Source organism: Serratia sp. ID 25-353 (genome assembly GCF_054792795.1).
In genome coordinates, this window is the sequence record NZ_CM139236.1 from 2,250,061 (window position 1) to 2,268,194 (window position 18,134).

At 59.0% G+C, this 18,134-nt stretch carries 17 protein-coding genes; 2 read left to right on the top strand and 15 right to left on the bottom strand.

What is annotated here, in order from left to right:
- Positions 1–208: 208 nt before the first annotated feature.
- From ptsG to yceD, 14 genes are all read right to left on the bottom strand, one after another.
- Positions 209–1,642 carry a PTS glucose transporter subunit IIBC gene (gene ptsG / locus ACYF6X_RS10825; RefSeq protein WP_019455831.1) on the bottom strand — a complete coding sequence of 478 codons (1,434 nt, stop codon included), beginning with the start codon at positions 1,640–1,642 and terminating at the stop codon, positions 209–211.
- 342 nt (positions 1,643–1,984) lie between these two features.
- The gene (locus ACYF6X_RS10830) at positions 1,985–2,761 is read right to left on the bottom strand and encodes a metal-dependent hydrolase (protein ID WP_107226967.1); all 777 of its coding nucleotides are present in this window, start codon (positions 2,759–2,761) and stop codon (positions 1,985–1,987) included.
- A gap of 19 nt (positions 2,762–2,780) precedes the next feature.
- Positions 2,781–3,788 (bottom strand): DNA polymerase III subunit delta', encoded by a 1,008-nt coding sequence (holB, locus tag ACYF6X_RS10835; protein WP_063989529.1) that lies wholly within the window; start codon positions 3,786–3,788, stop codon positions 2,781–2,783.
- Entirely contained in the window at positions 3,788–4,426 is a 639-nt protein-coding gene (tmk, locus tag ACYF6X_RS10840) for a dTMP kinase (RefSeq protein WP_063989528.1), read from the bottom strand. The genes holB and tmk overlap by 1 nt, the downstream gene beginning before the upstream one ends.
- A complete protein-coding gene (mltG, locus tag ACYF6X_RS10845; protein ID WP_049295380.1) occupies positions 4,416–5,441 on the bottom strand; it encodes an endolytic transglycosylase MltG in 1,026 nt (341 codons plus the stop codon). The genes tmk and mltG overlap by 11 nt, the downstream gene beginning before the upstream one ends.
- Positions 5,442–5,454: 13 nt before the next feature.
- On the bottom strand, positions 5,455–6,252 hold the full coding sequence (gene pabC, locus ACYF6X_RS10850) for an aminodeoxychorismate lyase (RefSeq protein ID WP_063989527.1): 798 nt from the start codon (positions 6,250–6,252) through the stop codon (positions 5,455–5,457).
- 145 nt (positions 6,253–6,397) lie between these two features.
- Positions 6,398–7,639 (bottom strand): beta-ketoacyl-ACP synthase II, encoded by a 1,242-nt coding sequence (gene fabF, locus ACYF6X_RS10855; RefSeq protein WP_025302412.1) that lies wholly within the window; start codon positions 7,637–7,639, stop codon positions 6,398–6,400.
- An 82-nt stretch (positions 7,640–7,721) separates the two neighbouring features.
- Positions 7,722–7,958: an acyl carrier protein gene (gene acpP, locus ACYF6X_RS10860; RefSeq protein ID WP_004719003.1), complete on the bottom strand. Its 237-nt coding sequence runs from the start codon at positions 7,956–7,958 to the stop codon at positions 7,722–7,724.
- A gap of 154 nt (positions 7,959–8,112) precedes the next feature.
- Positions 8,113–8,847: a 3-oxoacyl-ACP reductase FabG gene (gene fabG, locus ACYF6X_RS10865; protein ID WP_016928193.1), complete on the bottom strand. Its 735-nt coding sequence runs from the start codon at positions 8,845–8,847 to the stop codon at positions 8,113–8,115.
- An 11-nt stretch (positions 8,848–8,858) separates the two neighbouring features.
- Positions 8,859–9,788, bottom strand: a complete 930-nt coding sequence (gene fabD, locus ACYF6X_RS10870; protein ID WP_015377451.1) for an ACP S-malonyltransferase — start codon at positions 9,786–9,788, stop codon at positions 8,859–8,861.
- A gap of 18 nt (positions 9,789–9,806) precedes the next feature.
- Positions 9,807–10,760 (bottom strand): beta-ketoacyl-ACP synthase III, encoded by a 954-nt coding sequence (locus ACYF6X_RS10875; protein ID WP_025302411.1) that lies wholly within the window; start codon positions 10,758–10,760, stop codon positions 9,807–9,809.
- A gap of 6 nt (positions 10,761–10,766) precedes the next feature.
- Complete coding sequence (plsX, locus tag ACYF6X_RS10880; RefSeq protein WP_071845251.1) at positions 10,767–11,801, bottom strand: phosphate acyltransferase PlsX; 1,035 nt, start codon at positions 11,799–11,801, stop codon at positions 10,767–10,769.
- 11 nt (positions 11,802–11,812) lie between these two features.
- On the bottom strand, positions 11,813–11,980 hold the full coding sequence (gene rpmF, locus ACYF6X_RS10885) for a 50S ribosomal protein L32 (protein ID WP_004927778.1): 168 nt from the start codon (positions 11,978–11,980) through the stop codon (positions 11,813–11,815).
- A gap of 16 nt (positions 11,981–11,996) precedes the next feature.
- Positions 11,997–12,518: a 23S rRNA accumulation protein YceD gene (yceD, locus tag ACYF6X_RS10890; protein ID WP_004927780.1), complete on the bottom strand. Its 522-nt coding sequence runs from the start codon at positions 12,516–12,518 to the stop codon at positions 11,997–11,999.
- A 141-nt stretch (positions 12,519–12,659) separates the two neighbouring features.
- Here yceD and ACYF6X_RS10895 point away from each other — a divergent pair, with 141 nt between their 5' ends.
- The gene (locus tag ACYF6X_RS10895; protein WP_107227004.1) at positions 12,660–13,241 is read left to right on the top strand and encodes a Maf family protein; all 582 of its coding nucleotides are present in this window, start codon (positions 12,660–12,662) and stop codon (positions 13,239–13,241) included.
- Positions 13,242–13,247: 6 nt separating this feature from the next.
- On the opposite strand, the gene rluC is transcribed toward ACYF6X_RS10895, so the two are convergent.
- Positions 13,248–14,207 (bottom strand): 23S rRNA pseudouridine(955/2504/2580) synthase RluC, encoded by a 960-nt coding sequence (rluC, locus tag ACYF6X_RS10900; protein WP_063989525.1) that lies wholly within the window; start codon positions 14,205–14,207, stop codon positions 13,248–13,250.
- A gap of 552 nt (positions 14,208–14,759) precedes the next feature.
- On the opposite strand from rluC, the gene rne reads away from it, so the two are divergent.
- Positions 14,760–18,125 (top strand): ribonuclease E, encoded by a 3,366-nt coding sequence (rne, locus tag ACYF6X_RS10905; RefSeq protein WP_130018735.1) that lies wholly within the window; start codon positions 14,760–14,762, stop codon positions 18,123–18,125.
- Positions 18,126–18,134: the final 9 nt, after the last annotated feature.

Genomic DNA, 18,134 nt, shown 5'->3' on the forward strand with positions numbered 1-18,134 from the left:
TGTTATAGGTATAGACATTAGACCTATGTTGTTGGGACTACACGTCAACGCAACAGTCTTAAGTCGGTTTAACGGCGAAGTCCCGCGCAGTTTTGCACAATAATTCGATCTCATCCATTACAGACCTGCTCTGGTGCGGGTTCGTTCTACTTTGGACCTTGCAAAAAAAGGGAGGCTTTCGCCTCCCTTGGTAACTCCCCTGCCTGAATCAGTGATTACGGATGTATTCGTCCATATCGGTTTTCAGGTTGTCGGACTTGGTGCCGAAGATGGCCTGCACGCCGGAGCCCGCGACGACTACGCCGGCTGCGCCCAGTTTCTTCAGGCCCGCCTGGTCAACTTTGGACACGTCGGCCACACTGACGCGCAGACGGGTGATGCAAGCATCCAGGTTAGTGATGTTTTCTTTACCGCCGAAGGCCTGAACCAGCGCCGCGGACATTTCGGAACCGCCCTGCGCAGTCTGCTCGGCAGCGGTGTCTTCACGGCCCGGGGTTTTCAGATCCAGCTTGGCGATCAGCACGCGGAAGATGGTGTAGTACACCAGACCGTAGATGATGCCGACGATTGGGAACAGCCAGATTTTGCTGCTGTTGCCGCTCAGTACGATAAAGTCGATCAGGCCGTGCGAGAAGCTGGTGCCGTCACGCATGCCCAACAGGATGCAGATTGGGAACGCCAGACCGGCCAGGATAGCGTGGATCACGTACAGGATCGGCGCGACGAACATGAAGGAGAACTCGATCGGCTCGGTGATACCGGTCAGGAACGAGGTCAGCGCGGCGGAGATCATGATGCCGCCGACTTTCGCGCGGTTTTCCGGCTTGGCCGAGTGCCAGATAGCGATGGCCGCAGCAGGCAGACCGTACATTTTGAACAGGAAGCCGCCGGACAGTTTGCCCGCGGTTGGGTCACCCGCCATGTAGCGAGGGATGTCGCCGTGGAATACCTGGCCCGCCGCGTTGGTGAATTCACCAATTTGCATTTGGAACGGTACGTTCCAGATGTGGTGCAGACCGAACGGCACCAGAGCACGCTCAACCACGCCGTAAATGCCGAAGGCCACGACCGGGTTCTGATAAGCCGCCCACTGCGAGAAGGTCTGGATAGCCGTACCGATCGGCGGCCAGATGAAGGACAGCACTACGCCAAGAACGATCGCCGCCAGACCGGAAATGATCGGCACGAAACGCTTACCGGCAAAGAAGCCCAGGTATTCCGGCAGTTGAATGCGGAAGAAGCGGTTGAACATATAGGCCGCGATGGCACCGGAGATAATCCCCCCGAGCACACCGGTATCCGCCAGGTGTTTGGCCGCAATCTCTTCAGCCGGCAGGTGCAGCACCAGCGGCGCAACCACCGCCATGGTTTTCACCATGATGCCGTAGGCCACCACCGCCGCCAGCGCGGAAACGCCGTCGTTGTTGGTAAAGCCCAGAGCGACGCCGATGGCGAAAATCAGCGGCATGTTGGCGAAGACTGAACCGCCCGCTTCCGCCATCACGTGGGAGACTACCGCAGGTAGCCAGCTAAAGTTGGCGGAGCCGACGCCCAGCAGGATACCTGCGATAGGCAACACGGACACCGGCAGCATGAGCGATTTACCTACTTTTTGCAGGTTTGCAAATGCGTTCTTGAACATAGTTGAGTGTGCTCCTGAGTAATAATGCTTTGCTACTTCTTGTCGCGATGATTCGCGCTGCAAGGGGGGGAGAAAAACCCCTGCAATTCAGGGTGTCTGAGCACCCCTTGAATTTATTACGCAGAGTAAAATAAATAGCCTGCGCAATGTTTGATGACAATCACGTTTCGATGATCGAGCCGCGGTAACTTTGCATAAACCGGCTGTTTTTTGGCAAAACAGGCCAAAAAACACGCATCAATCCCCTGAAACGGGAGGAAACCTTACCCGTTTCAGTGATTAATTACGAGCTTAAAAAAAATTACGCAGACAATGACCTACAGCTATAGCCTAGGTCAAAGATCACAGATCGAGGTGAAATAAGCGTGAAAAGTTGGCGGTGGTGGCTTCGGCCAGTTGTTCCAGGCTCACGCCCTTCAATACCGCCATGTATTCAGCCACATCGCGCACATAGGCGGGTTGGTTTTCTTTGCCGCGATGCGGCACCGGCGCCAGATAAGGCGAGTCGGTTTCCACCAGAATGCGATCCAGCGGCACATAGCGGGCCACCTCACGCAGCTGTTCGGCGTTGCGGAAGGTCACGATGCCTGAGAAGGAGATGTAGAAGCCCAGATCCAGCAGAGCTTCGGCCGTGGCCAGATCTTCAGTGAAGCAGTGAAGTACGCCGCCGCAGTCCTGTGCCTTCTCTTCACGCAGGATCGCCAGCGTGTCCGCGCGCGCATCACGAGTGTGGACGATCACCGGCTTGTTCAGATCCCGGCCGATGCGGATATGTTCGCGGAAAGAGTCCTGCTGCAGCTCAAGGTTATCTTTCTGGTAGAAGTAATCGAGCCCGGTTTCCCCCAGCGCTACCACCTGCTCCGCCGCCGCCAGGCGGCGCAGCTCGGCGTACTCATACCCCTCTTCCAGATTGAGCGGATGCACCCCGCAGGAGAAGGCCACGTCGTTGCGCTCGCCGATCAGCTCGGTCATGGAACGGTAGCCCGGCAACGTGGTGGCGACCGCCAGTACATAGCCGACGTCGCGCGCTTTGGCTTTGGCCAGCGCATCGTCCACATTCTGGTGCAGAGTTTGATAATCCAGACTGTCAAGGTGGCAATGAGAATCGACTAACAACATAATTTTTAACTCTTTTACTTTACAGCGAATGAAGTTGGGAATAGCCGGCGGCGCCAAGCATCTGTTCCCAGCGAAGTAACTGTTCGGTCAGCAGCAGCTCGCGATTGACGCCCACTACGCTGAGCAGCTGATGGCGGCAGTTCAGCCACTGCTGCACAATCTGCTGCAGCGAGACGCTGCTCAGCAGGCTGGCCAGCTGATGCACCAGCGGCTGCTGATCCTGATTCAATACATAGTGATGCGCACCCTGCTGCCACTTCATCGCGTCCACCAGCAGCGCGCACAGCCAGTGCAGGCGCTCGGCGACGTCTTCATGGTTCAACACCGGCAACAGCGACAGCATATCGCGCTGCGGCAGCGCGGCGCTCAACGCAGCGCACAGGGCGCTGCGCTGTTGCCACTGCTGCGGCTGCAACAGCTGTTCGGCGGCCAGCGGCGCGCCGTCGTGCAGGCGCAGCGCCGTGAGGCGGTCCGTCTGAGATCCGGCCGCCTGCCTGCCCAGCCACTGCAGGCTGAGCTGCTCATCCGGGCTCGCCAAATGCCAGTACAGGCAGCGGCTGCGCAGCGTCGCCATCAGCCGCGACGGCTCACGGCAACCCAGCAGAAAATAGGTTTTCTCCGGCGGCTCTTCCAGCGTTTTAAGCAGCGCGTTGGCCGCCGCTTCGGTCAGCTGTTCCGCCTGCGGCAGCCAAATCACTTTGGCGCCGCCCTGCTGCGCGTGGGCGTACAGCGTTTCAATCACCTGACGGATCGGCTCAATGCCCAGGCTGCTCTTGCCCTTTTCCGGCGCCAGCACGTGATAATCCGGGTGGTTGCCCGCCAGCATCAGCCGGCAGCTGTGGCACTCGCCGCAGCTTTTTTCACCGTTGCGCTGCTGGCAGATCAACCAGCGGCTCAGGCCGTAGGCCAGCGCGTCGTCACCGTTGCCTGCCGCCGCGTGCAGCAGCAGCGCATGATGGCCGCGGCCGTCGGCGTACTGCCCAATCAGCTGGCGATAAGGGCCGTTCAACCACGGGTACCAGTTCATTATGCGCCTTCCTGCTGCCGCAGCCAGTGGCCGACGCAGTCGCGGATCGCCGCGGTCACCTGCTCCAGCGGCTGGGCGGCGTCGACGGTGACGATGGTTTCATCCTGCGCCGCCAGCTCGAGATAGCGAGCGCGGGTGCGCTCGAAGAACGGCAGCGCCTCCTGTTCGATGCGATCCAGCTGACCGCGCGCCTGTGCGCGTTGTAAGCCGACCAGCGGCGGCAGATCGAGATAGACCGTCAAATCCGGGTGGAAATCCCCCAGCACGGTGTCGCGCAGCGAGCTCATCAACTGCGGATCCACACCGCGACCGCCGCCCTGGTAAGCCTGTGAAGAGAGATCGTGGCGATCGCCCACCACCCAGGCGCCGCGCGCCAGAGCAGGTTTGATCACGGTTTCCACCAGCTGCACGCGCGCGGCGTACAGCATCAATACTTCGGCCTTGATGGTCGGCAATTCGCCGTCGATGCCGCGCTTGAACAGATCGCGCAGCTTCTCCGCCAGCGGCGTGCCGCCCGGCTCGCGGGTGAAGACGATGTCGCTGACGCCGTGTTCACGCAGCACATTGACCACCGTGTCGCGCGCGGTAGTTTTACCCGCGCCTTCCAGCCCTTCGATAACAACGAATTTACTTTTCATTCTTTTCCTTTAACGCCTGACGGTACACGCGCACCGCCTGGTTATGGCTCGCCAGATTGGTGGTGAAGGTATGCCCACCCTTGCCGTCGGCGACAAAATAGAGATATGGCGTTTTGGCCGGATTGGCGGCCGCCTGCAGCGAGGCCTCACCCGGCATGGCGATCGGCGTTGGCGGCAGGCCGGCGATCACATAGGTGTTGTAAGGCGTCGGCGTCTCCAGATCCTTGCGCGTGATGTTGCCATTATAGCTTTCGCCCATGCCGTAGATCACCGTCGGATCGGTCTGCAGGCGCATGCCGATGCGCAAACGGTTGACGAACACCGACGCCACCTTGCTGCGCTCTTCCGGCACCGCAGTCTCTTTCTCGACGATCGAGGCCATGGTCAGCAGCTCTTCCGGCGTTTTATACGGCAGGCTGGTGTCACGGCCGGCCCAGGCGGCCTGCAGCGCTTTGTTCATGCGCACGTGTGCGCGTTTGAGCAGCGCGATGTCGCTCATGCCGGCGGTATACTGATAGGTATCCGGGTACAAATGCCCTTCCGGCGTTTCTCCCGCAGGAATACCAAGCGCAGCGGCAATCTCCGCTTCGCTCTTGCCCGCCAGGGTATGCTTCAGGTATTTGGACTGCTGCAGCACCTGCTGCCAGTCACGCAGGCGTGAGCCCTCGATAAAGCGTGCAGTGAACTGTGCCTCTTTGCCGCTGGCCAACAGTTTCAGCATCTGGCGCACCGTCATGCCCGGCGTGAACCGGTAGGTACCGGCTTTAAACTCCGCCAACTCCGGCTCCAGTTTCAGCAACCACTGGAACCAGCGCCCGTTGCGCACCAGTTTATCGCGTACCAATAGCCCTTCCAGCGCCACCCGGCCGGTGCCGGCCGGCAGCTTGAAGATGGTTTCTTGCTGGATAGCCAGCGGCGTATCGGCAAAGCGTTCGATCTTCTGGTAGCCCCAAAACAGCAGTGCCAATACCAGAACAACAATAACAGACAGGACCTTCAGCTTTCTTTTCTTCATCAATCAGCCATGGTTAACAGTGTGGACGCAAAAAATCATACAGCTGGCGCGAATGATAACGCCATGATTGCGCAGCATTTACCGGCAGCAGCGGCATCAGCGCATTGCTCACCAGGACTTCGTCGGCATCGGCCAGCGTCGCCAACGGTTCACTGACGCAGTGCAGACGGTATTCCGAGCCCGCCAGCAGCGCGATCACCCGCCGCCGCATCAGGCCCGCGACGCCCGCCTGGCTCAGATCCGGGGTAAATACCGCTTTTCCCTTACGCCAGAACAAATTAGCCGCACAGCATTCCACCAGCATACCGGCAGTGTCAAGCACCAGCGCCTCGTCTGCGGCCGTCTGGTCAAGATGCGCGCGGATCAGCACCTGCTCCAGACGGTTCAAATGCTTCAACCCCGCCAGCAACGGATTGCGCGCCAGCGCCACCGGGCTGAGCGCAAGCGAGATGCCCTGCTCGCGCCACTGCAAATAGTGCGCAGGGTAACTGCTGCGGGCAACGATACGCGTCGGGTTTTCGCACCCCGCCGGGCTGTAGCCCCGTCCGCCGCTGCCGCGCGTCAGTATCGCTTTGACCACACCGAGCGGAATTGATTCGGCCGCCTGTGCCATCTCCCGCTCGAAAGCCAGCCAATCGGTGGCGGGCAGCATCAGCCGCTGCGCCGCTTGCTGCAGCCGCTCCAAATGCCAGGGCAGCAGCTCGATTTTGCCATCGATAACCCGGGCGGTAGTAAAGCATCCATCGCCGAACTGCAGGCCGCGATCGCTTGGCGCCAGTGCATCGTGGCGTTGTCCGTTAATCCAGTACATGCTTCCTCCTGTTGCCGGGTGATTTCATTACGCTCGCAGAATAGCAGGCGGCGAGACGATACGCAGCCCCGCCGGCGGCCAAACGACGGGCGTAAAAAAGCCCGGTTAAAAAACCGGGCTTTTCGTCAGCTATCCACAGCGCGAGTTACACTCGGCGGAAGATCAGCGAGCCGTTGGTGCCGCCGAAGCCGAAGGAGTTACACAGGGTGAACTCCATATCACTCACCTGGCGCGCTTCGTGAGGCACGAAGTCCAGATCGCAACCTTCATCCGGGTTATCCAGGTTGATGGTTGGCGGTACCGCCTGATCGCGCAGCGCCAGCACGGTGAAGATAGACTCGATCGCGCCTGCCGCACCCAACAGGTGGCCGGTCATCGATTTGGTAGAGCTCACCAGCACACGCTGGGCATCGGCACCGAAGACGGATTTCACCGCCTGCGCTTCCGCCTGGTCGCCCGCCGGCGTAGAAGTGCCGTGCGCATTGATGTAGCCGATTTGTGACGGGGTCACACCGGCGTCAAGCAGGGCATTTTCCATCGCCAGCGCAGCGCCTGCGCCATTTTCCGGTGGCGACGTCATGTGATAAGCATCGCTGCTCATCCCAAAGCCCACCACTTCGGCATAGATTTTCGCGCCGCGTTTTTTCGCGTGCTCGTACTCTTCCAGCACCATCATGCCGGCGCCGTCACCCAGCACGAAGCCGTCGCGGTCTTTATCCCACGGACGGCTCGCCGCCTGCGGGTTGTCATTACGGGTGGACAGGGCGCGCGCTGCGCCAAAGCCGCCGACGCCCAATGGGGTGCTGGCTTTCTCTGCCCCACCGGCCAGCATCACGTCAGCATCATTGTAAGCAATGATACGTGCCGCATGGCCGATGTTGTGCACACCTGAAGTACAGGCGGTGGCGATGGAAATGCTTGGGCCACGCATGCCGTACATGATTGTCAGGTGGCCTGCAATCATATTCACGATGGTGGATGGCACGAAGAACGGACTGATTTTCCGTGGGCCACCGTTGACCAGTGAACTGTGGTTTTCTTCGATCAAACCCAGGCCGCCGATGCCGGAACCGATCGCGGCTCCAATGCGGCTGGCGTTAGCCTCGGTGATGTCCAGACCTGCATCCTGCATGGCTTGCATGCCGGCAGCGATACCGTACTGGATAAAGGCATCCATCTTGCGCGCATCTTTGCGAGAGATGAAATCCTCAGAATTAAAATTCTTTACCAGGCCAGCAAACTTGGTCGCATAGGCAGTGGTATCGAAATGGTCGATCAGGCTGATGCCACTCTGACCGGCAAGAAGAGCGTTCCACGTGGACTCTACCGTATTGCCGACAGGAGACAACATGCCCAGTCCGGTCACAACTACTCGACGCTTAGACACGTTTGTCCTCCAGGGAGGGAAAAATATGACACTAGGGATAGAAAAAACTTAGGCGGTCGAACGACCGCCTAGATATGTTCTCTTACTGCTGGCTAGCGTTGATGAAATCAATAGCTGCCTGAACAGTAGTGATCTTCTCAGCTTCTTCGTCTGGAATCTCGGTGTCGAATTCTTCTTCCAGTGCCATTACCAGCTCAACGGTGTCAAGAGAATCAGCGCCCAGATCTTCAACGAAAGAAGCGTTGTTCAAAACTTCTTCCTGTTTAACACCCAGTTGCTCAACAATGATTTTCTTAACGCGTTCTTCGATAGTGCTCATACTCTTAAATTTCCTATCAAAACTCGCTTTCGCGATGGTTTTCGTAGTGTATAAAATGCTGAAAAAGATGCAACTAAATCCCGGCTGGTCAAACCACGATTTTACGCTATTTTGCGGTTTTTGCCTCAAATAACGCAAATGGTTTTCACATTTTTTAAATCATGTACATGCCGCCATTGACATGTAACGTTTCACCGGTGATATAGCCGGCCTCATCAGAGGCCAAAAATGCAACAGCGCTGGCGATTTCTTTAGCATCGCCCAGCCGGTTGGCTGGAACTGATGACAAAATGCCTGCGCGTTGATCATCTGTCAACGCCCGTGTCATGTCCGTCTCAATAAAGCCAGGTGCCACGACGTTGACCGTAATGCCACGCGAAGCAACTTCACGTGCCAAAGATTTGCTAAAACCAATCAGACCGGCTTTAGCCGCCGCGTAGTTCGCCTGCCCTGCGTTCCCCATGGTACCGACAACGGAACCGATGGTGATGATACGGCCAAACCGCTTTTTCATCATAGCGCGCATTACCGCTTTTGACAGGCGGAATACGGAAGTCAGATTGGTGTCGAGGATATCCTCCCACTCGTCATCCTTCATACGCATCAGCAGGTTATCACGCGTGATGCCGGCATTATTCACTAAAATGTCGATTTCGCCAAATTCGGCGCGAATCGATGCCAGCACGCTGTCGATAGATTGCGCATCAACAACGTTCAACATAAACCCTTTGCCGTTTGCGCCCAGGTAGCTGCTGATCGCTTCAGCGCCGCTCTCGCTGGTCGCGGTGCCGATCACTTTGGCGCCGCGTGCCACAAACGTTTCTGCAATAGCTCGGCCAATACCACGGCTCGCGCCGGTGACCAGAACGATTTTACCTTCGAAGCTCATCATTTTCCTCTTTATTGTTCAAGCGCCGCCGACAGGCTGGCGGTGTCGTTCACCGCCGCAGCCGTCAGGGTGTCAACAATACGTTTAGTCAGGCCGGTCAGCACTTTGCCCGGCCCCACTTCCAGCAGCGACGTCACTCCCTGTGCTGCGATAAATTCTACGCTCTCGGTCCAACGTACCGGGCTGTACAGCTGACGCACCAGCGCGCTGCGGATCGCTTCCGGATCGTTTTCAGTGCGCACGTCGACGTTATTCACCACCGGCACCTGCGGCGCGTTGAAGGTGATGTCCTGCAGCGCCACGGCCAGTTTGTCGGCGGCCGGCTTCATCAGTGCGCAGTGCGAAGGCACGCTCACCGGCAGCGGCAGCGCACGTTTGGCGCCGGCGGCTTTGCAGGCGGCGCCTGCGCGCTCAACCGCTTCTTTGTTGCCGGCGATGACCACCTGGCCCGGCGAGTTGAAGTTGACCGGAGAAACCACCTGCCCTTGCGCAGACTCTTCACACGCCTTGGCGATTGCGTCGTTGTCCAGACCGATGATGGCGTACATCGCGCCGGTGCCTTCCGGCACCGCTTCCTGCATCAGCTTGCCGCGCAGCTCGACCAGACGGATCGCCGCCTTGAAGTCCAGCACGCCGGCACAGACCAGCGCCGAGTATTCGCCCAGGCTGTGGCCCGCCATCAGCGCAGGCGCTTTACCGCCCTGCTGCTGCCAAACGCGGAAAATCGCCACCGAGGCGGCCAGCAGAGCCGGTTGGGTCTGCCAGGTTTTGTTCAGTTCTTCCGCCGGGCCTTGCTGCACCAGTTGCCACAGGTCGTAACCCAGGGCGGAAGAGGCTTCGCCGAAGGTTTCTTCGACGATCGGGAACTGTGCGGCCAACTCGGCCAGCATGCCAACGGTCTGCGACCCCTGGCCCGGGAAAACAAAAGCAAATTGCGTCATTTTTTCTTCCTGTCCAAATCAGAAACGAACCAGCGCCGAGCCCCAGGTAAAGCCGCCGCCGAAGGCCTCCAGCAGCACCAGTTGGCCACGCTGAATTCGCCCGTCGCGCACGGCTTCGTCCAGTGCGGAAGGCACCGAGGCGGCAGAGGTGTTGCCGTGACGATCGAGCGTCACCACCACTTTGTCCATTCCCATGCCCAGTTTTTTCGCCGTTGCGCTGATGATGCGCAGGTTGGCCTGGTGCGGTACCAGCCAATCCAGCTCGCTGCGGTCCATGTTGTTGGCCTGCAACGTCTCGTCGACGATGCGCGCCAGCTCTGTAACCGCAACCTTGAAGACTTCGTTGCCCGCCATGGTGACATAGGCCGGCTTGTCTTGATTCTGACGATCCTTGTACGGCAGCGTCAGCAGGTTGCCGTAGCTGCCGTCGGCATGCAGATGGGTAGACAGAATGCCCGGCGCTTCAGAAGCCCCCAGCACCACCGCCCCTGCGCCATCGCCAAACAGAATGATGGTGCCGCGATCTTCAGGATCCAGCGTGCGCGACAAGACGTCCGCGCCGATAACCAACGCATGTTTGACCGCGCCGTTTTTCACGTACTGATCGGCCACGCTGAGCGCGTAAGTGAAGCCGGCGCAGGCCGCAGCCAGATCGAACGCCGCACAGTCTTTGATGCCCAGCATTTGCTGCACCAGGCACGCCGCGCTCGGGAACGCGTGAGTGGTCGTGGTGGTCGCCACGACGATCAGCCCAATGTCTTCTTTAGCCACACCTGCCATTTCCAGCGCTTTCTCAGCGGCCTGGAAGCTCATCGTCGCAACGGTTTCATCCGCAGCGGCGATGCGACGTTCGCGGATACCGGTACGCGTGACGATCCACTCGTCAGAGGTATCCACCATTTTTTCCAAATCAGCATTGGTGCGCACTTGTACGGGCAAATAACTCCCCGTACCGAGAATCTTTGTATACATGTACGATCAGTCACTCTTAGGTAATACAGCCTCAAGGCGCGCAGCAATCCTTTCCGGGACTTGCCGCTGCACCGCCTGCACAGCCTGTTCGATTGCGACTGCAAACGCGTGAGGGTTCGCAGCGCCGTGGCTCTTGACTACGGTGCTGCGCAATCCTAACAGACATGCGCCATTATACTGGTCGGGGTTCAGGTGGCCGAACCGCTTAACCACCCGTTTTTGCAACCAACGGCCCAACAATTTCAGCCACCACGCTTGCTTGTTTCCGTCGCCGGACGATTTCAGCAGCGATAAGAACACCCTGACCACCCCTTCCATGGTTTTCAGGGTGACGTTGCCCACGAAGCCATCGCAAACCAACACGTCGGTCTTGCCGGTGAGCAGTTCGTTTCCTTCCAGGTAACCAATATAGTTGATTGCCGGAGTATTTTTTAGCACAGCGGCCGCTTCGCGGATATTATCCAGGCCTTTGGTCTCTTCTTCGCCAATATTCAGCAGCGCCACCCGCGGTTGCGCAATGCCGATCACCTCTTCCGCCATCACCGCACCCATCACGGCAAACTGCACCAGCATGGTGCTGTCGCACTCAACGTTGGCGCCCAGATCCAGCACCACGGTTTTACTGCGTTGCTGATTCGGGATCGCCGTCATCAGCGCCGGGCGTTCGATGCCTTCCAGCGGCTTGACCAACAGCTTCGCCAATCCCATCAGCGCACCGGTATTGCCGGCGCTGACGCAGCCCTGTGCATTTCCACTGCTGAGCTGCTCGAGCGCAATGCGCATCGACGTGCCGCGGCTGGCGCGTATCGCTTGTGAAGGTTTGGCGTCGCCGGCGATCACGGACTCGGCGGGCACGACTTGCAAACGCTCCAGAAGAACCGGATCGGCGTGGGCAAGCAAAGGGGAGATGACGTCGGGATTGCCGACCAGCAGGAGATGAAGCTGTAAATTAGAGGCCAGTGCCTGCAACGAAGCAGGCACTGTGACGCAGGGACCGAAGTCCCCGCCCATTGCATCTAACGCCAGGGTTAGACGAGTCAAGGTATCGCTACTTAGCCGATAACCTTGCGACCGCGGTAGAAACCGTCGGCAGTGATGTGGTGACGACGGTGAGTTTCACCAGATACTTTGTCTACAGACAGAGTAGTCGTGGTCAGAGCATCGTGAGAACGACGCATGCCACGCTTGGAACGGGTTGGTTTATTCTGTTGTACGGCCATGGACCTTACTCCTCAATTACTTACGCTTTAAACTGGCTAATACGGCAAACGGATTCGGTTTCTCCGCCTCGGGAGGCAGTTGGCCGAATACCATGTCCGCTTCGGACACTTCACAGTGTTCAGATTCATGTACCGGAACGACAGGCAGTGAAAGAATAATTTCGTCTTCAATCATTGCCAACAGATCGACTTCGCCAAACTCGTCAACTTCGATCGGTTCGTACGCTTCCGGTAATGCCTCAGCCTGCTCATCATTGACGACCGGGCTAAAACAATATGTTGTGTGAACCTGATGTTCGAACGGGACTCCACAGCGTTGGCACATCAACGTTACCGTGACGTCCGCATGCCCTGTTATCACCGCGAGGCGCTGATTGTCGATATTGAACGACAACGACACCTCGACATCACTGTCCACACTGACCACGGAGTCGGCAACACGAGTAACCTGCTCAGGCGCATAGACACCAGCATAGTCCAGGCGTTTCTGAGCGGTACGTACCGCATCAATGGTCAAGGGTAATTTTACCTTTTGCATAGGGCGCGCATATTAACTTTGTAACGACATAGAGTCAAAGAAAAAGGCCGTAAAACGGCTCCTTTCACCAATATTCGCTTCCACAGCGGCCGACAGTTTAAAATGCCGTACCCATTTACGCTACGGTTTGCGAAAAAAATTATGCAGAGATTGCTTTTAGCTTCCACCTCCCCCTATCGAAAAATGCTGCTGGAGAAGCTGCAGCTGCCCTTCGACTGCGCCGCACCCGAGGTGGATGAAACCCCACTGCCGGGCGAAACCGCCGAAGCGCTGGTGCTGCGCCTGGCGGCGGCGAAGGCTCAGGCGCTGGCCCTCGCCTATCCCGAACATCTGATCATCGGCTCCGATCAGGTCTGCGTGATCGATGGCAACATCACCGGCAAGCCCCATACCGAGGAGAACGCCCGGGCGCAGCTGCGCCAGGCCAGCGGCCAAGCCGTGACTTTCTATACCGGCCTGGCGCTGTACAACGGGCGCAGCAAGCAACTGCAGGCCCTGTGCGAGCCGTTCCACGTGCATTTTCGCGCGCTGAGCGAAGCGGAGATCGCTGCCTATATTCGTCTGGAGCAGCCGCTGAACTGCGCAGGCAGTTTCAAGAGCGAGGGATTGGGGATCGCGCTGTTCGACAGGCTGGAAGGCCGGGACCCGAACGCCCTGATCGGCCTGCCGTTGATCGCGCTGTTGGAGATGTTGCGGGCTGAAGGCATCAACCCGCTGGTCTGACGCGGATTACTTGGACGCTTGCCGGCGCAGCATCTGCAGGCAGTGACGCAGCTCTTCGTCCATCGGCGCTTCGATGCGCATCGTTTCGCCAGTGGACGGATGCTCGAAGCGCAGCGCCGCGGCGTGCAGGAACAGCCGCTTCAGGCCGGTACCCGCCAGTTGGCGATCGAACTCACGGTCGCCATAGCGATCGTCAAAGGCGATCGGGTGCCCGGCATGCAGAGTGTGCACGCGGATCTGGTGAGTACGCCCGGTGATCGGGCTAGCCTTCACCAGAGTGGCGAATTCGTAACGCTCTTCCACCTTGAAGCGGGTTTCCGAAGGCTTGCCTTCGCTGCTGACGCGCACGATGCGTTCGCCGCTTTGCAGAATGTTTTTCAGCAGCGGCGCCTGTACGGCCTTGCAGTGGGACTGCCACTGGCCGCGCACCAGCGCCAGATAATCCTTCTGCATGCCTTTCAGCCGCAGCTGTTCATGCAGCGAGCGCAGCGCGGAACGCTTCTTGGCCACCAACAGCACGCCGGAGGTATCGCGATCCAGACGGTGCACCAGCTCGAGGAAACGGGCTTCCGGGCGCAGCGCGCGCAGCCCTTCGATCACACCGAAGCTCAGGCCGCTGCCGCCGTGCACCGCGGTGCCGGAAGGCTTGTTGAGGATCAGCAGGTGGTCGTCTTCATAGAGGATGCAGTCCGCCAGTGCGGCTACCTTATCCAGCTTGGCCGACACCGGCGTCTCTTCACGCTCGGCCACGCGCACCGGCGGCACGCGTACCACGTCGCCGGCCGCCAATTTGTATTCGGCCTTGATGCGTCCTTTATTGACCCGCACCTCGCCTTTGCGCACGATGCGGTAAATCATGCTCTTCGGCACGCCTTTCAGGCGAGCGAGCAGAAAGTTGTCGATTCTCTGACCGGCTTCGTCGTCGGAAATCGTGATGAATTGTACTGCTGGATTGTTCGTTTTCATGGTGCGGGATTCTAAATAGAGCGCGTGAATAGCGCCACATCTTTTTCTGTGCTTAACTGTCTCTCTGACGGCGGGCGAAACCCCAGCGAACAATAAGGCAGCAAGCCGATTTGAACGTTTGCGATTTCTTCCGCAGTTAAGGAAAAGTCACCTTGCTATAACGGCATCAGCAGTGGAATAATGCAGTTACTTTCCGCGTTGATTCTCGTTAAACAGGGAAAACGGTGGAATTATAAAATTTGTCTGATCGCGCAAAAACGCAGCAATGGCGTAAGACGTAATGCGAAATCAAACAATTAGCGGGCTGCGGGTTGCAGCTTGGCCGGCAAATGGAATCAGATCTGTCGACGTAAATCAGAGGCTATTCCCCTAGTAAAAGTGCTGTCTTTCACAAAGAAAAGCAGGCTTACCGAGATAATGCGCCCCTATGCAGGCGACAACCGTGAGGTTGACGGCTTTGCGAGAAGACACGGGGCTTTCGGTTTAACTCCGGCCATGAGGTTATTTTGCCCGCAGCTTTGTCGATAATGTAAAAATAACGAGTAAGTTAAGATGAAAAGAATGTTGATTAACGCAACTCAGCAGGAAGAGTTGCGTGTTGCCCTCGTAGATGGACAGCGGCTGTATGATTTGGATATCGAAAGTCCGGGTCATGAGCAGAAAAAAGCGAATATTTACAAAGGCAAAATCACCCGCATTGAACCAAGTCTTGAAGCAGCGTTCGTGGACTACGGCGCAGAACGACATGGTTTCCTCCCCCTTAAAGAAATCGCCCGCGAATACTTCCCTAGCAATTACTCTTCCCATGGCCGCCCAAACATCAAAGATGTGCTGCGCGAAGGCCAGGAAGTCATCGTTCAGGTAGACAAAGAAGAACGTGGCAACAAAGGCGCCGCCTTGACCACCTTCATCAGTCTCGCGGGCAGCTATCTGGTGCTGATGCCGAACAACCCGCGTGCAGGCGGTATTTCTCGCCGCATCGAGGGCGACGATCGCACCGAGCTGAAAGAAGCGCTCTCCTCGTTGCAACTGCCGGACGGCATGGGCCTGATCGTTCGCACCGCGGGCGTAGGCAAATCCGCCGACGCGCTGCAGTGGGATCTCTCCTTCCGCCTCAAGCACTGGGAAGCGATTAAAAAAGCCGCCGAGGGCCGCTCTGCGCCGTTCCTGATCCACCAGGAAAGCAACGTTATCGTGCGCGCCTTCCGCGATTACCTGCGCCCGGACATCGGCGAAATCCTGATCGACAACCCGAAAATTCTCGATCTGGCCAAAGAGCACATCGCTGCGCTGGGCCGCCCGGATTTCAGCAGCAAAATCAAACTGTACAGCGGTGAAATCCCTCTGTTCAGCCACTACCAGATCGAATCGCAGATCGAATCCGCCTTCCAGCGCGAAGTGCGTCTGCCGTCCGGCGGCTCGATCGTCATCGACAGTACAGAAGCGCTGACCGCCATCGACATCAACTCCGCCCGCGCAACCCGCGGCGGCGACATCGAAGAGACGGCGTTCAACACCAACCTGGAAGCGGCGGACGAGATCGCTCGCCAGCTGCGCCTGCGTGACCTTGGCGGCCTGATCGTCATCGACTTCATCGACATGACGCCGGTTCGCCACCAGCGCGAAGTGGAAAACCGCCTGCGCGACGCCGTGCGCCAGGACCGCGCGCGCATCCAGATCGGCCGCATTTCCCGTTTCGGTCTGCTGGAAATGTCCCGTCAGCGCCTCAGCCCGTCGCTGGGCGAGTCCAGCCACCACGTGTGCCCTCGCTGTAACGGCACCGGCACCATCCGCGACAACGAATCGCTGGCGCTGTCCATCCTGCGCCTGATCGAAGAAGAAGCGCTGAAGGAAAACACCAAAGAAGTTCACGCTATCGTGCCGGTTCAGGTCGCTTCGTACCTGCTGAACGAAAAGCGCGAATCCGTCAGCGCGATCGAAAAACGCCAGGGCGGCGTGAAAGCCGTCATCGTGCCGAACGATCAGATGCAAACCCCGCACTACTCGGTGCTGCGCGTGCGCAAGGGAGAGGAAACCTCTACCCTCAGCTACCTGCTGCCGAAGCTGCATGAAGAAGACATGGAGCGCCCGCTGGAAGATGCGCCGATGGAGCGCAAACGTCCAGAGCAACCGGCCCTGGCTTCCTTCTCACTGTCCGCCGATGCGCCGCCGCCGGCTGAAGAACCCGTCGCCGTGGCCAAGCCTGCCGCTACCGCCGCCAAGGCTCAAGCCGCAGCGCCGGTCGCCACCAAGCCGGGCTTCCTGGGCCGCCTGTTCGGGGGGCTGAAGAGCCTGTTCGCCGGTGAAGAACAACCTGCCGTCGAAGAAGCCAAACCGGCCGAAACGCCGAAGGCGGAAGGCAACGGTGAAAACCGTCGTCAGGATCGTCGCGGTCAGCGCCGTCAAGGCACCGGCCGTAAAGAGCGCGGTGAGCGTGGCGATCGTCCGGAACGCGGCGAGCGTAAAGAGCGCGGTGAAGGCCGTGACAATCGCGAGCGCGACAACCGTGAACCGCGTGAGAACCGCGAAGGCCGTGAATCGCGTGAATCCCGCGATGAGCAGCGCCGCAACCGCCGCAACCAGCAGCAGAACGCACCGGTAGCGGAGGAAACCGCCTCGGAAGAAAGCGCTAAAGCGCCGCGCGAAGATCAGCAGCAGCGTCGTGAGCAACGTGCTGAACGCCAGCGTCGTCGTCAGGAAGAGAAGCGCCAGGCTCAGCAGGAAGTGAAAGCGCTGGAAAGCGTTGAAGCGGTCGAGAGCACCGACGAAGAGCAGGAAGAACGCCAGCAGCAGAATATGCAGCGCCGTCAGCGCCGCCCTCTGTCGCAGAAAGTGCGTATCCTGTCTGCGGAAGAAGAACTGCAGCGTGCAGCGGAAGAGCTGTTGGCGCCGAAAGCGCCGGTCGCGAAAGCCGCCGACGCGCAGTCGACCGCCGACGACAGCGTCAAGCTGCTGCCGGAAACCGTTGCCGCTCAGCCGGAAGACGATGCCCAGGGCGAAAACCGCGGCAATGGTGAAGGCATGCCGCGTCGCTCCCGTCGTTCACCGCGTCACCTGCGCGTCAGCGGCCAGCGCCGCCGCCGTTACCGTGATGAGCGTTACCCGCTGCAATCCCCAATGCCACTGGCGGGCGCGTTCGCTTCGCCGGAAATGGCGTCGGGCAAAGTCTGGGTAAGCTACCCGGTTGCTCAGGTTGAAGAAGCCGAAGTGCAGGCCGAAGTCGTAGAAGTAGAACAGGCAGCGGCACCGGTTGTCGCCGCAGCGGTTGAACAGCACAACGTTGCCGTGGAAGAAACTCAGGCTGCGGCCAGCGTCAACGAGTCGGCACCAGAAGCCGCCGTTGAAACTGCTGCCGTTACCGTATCGGAAGAAGCTGCAGCCGTAGCGCCTGTCGTTGCTACCCCGGCCGAGGAAACCCCGGCGCCGGTGGAAGCCGCTCCGGCACCTGCCGCAGTTGAAGAACCGAAAGCGGAAGAGACTGCCCCGGCAGTGGAAGCCGAGCCGGTAGCTGAAATCGTTGCGGCAGAGCCTGTGGTTGAAGCCAAGCTGGTGGAAGAAGAGCCTGTGGTCGAAACTGCACCGGTAGAAGCCACGCCAGTGGTAGAAGCCGCACCTACGCCAGCCGCCGTGGAAGCCGCTCCGGTGGAAAAAGCCCCGGAGCCAACTGCCGCCGAGCCTGCACCTGCGGTTGTTCAACAGCCCGCTCCGGTGAAAGCCGTACAGGACGTGCTGTACAAACACATCGCCACTGCGCCGATGACCAAAGCGCCTGCGCCGGCCTACGAGCCGGAAGAACGCAAGCACAGCGACTGGCAGCGCCCTTCCTTCAATTTTGAAGGCAAAGGTTCAGCCGGCGGTCACTCGGCAGCGAGCCAGGCCACCGCGCCGGCCACCAAGCCGCAGCCGGTTAACGAATAAGTTAATCTG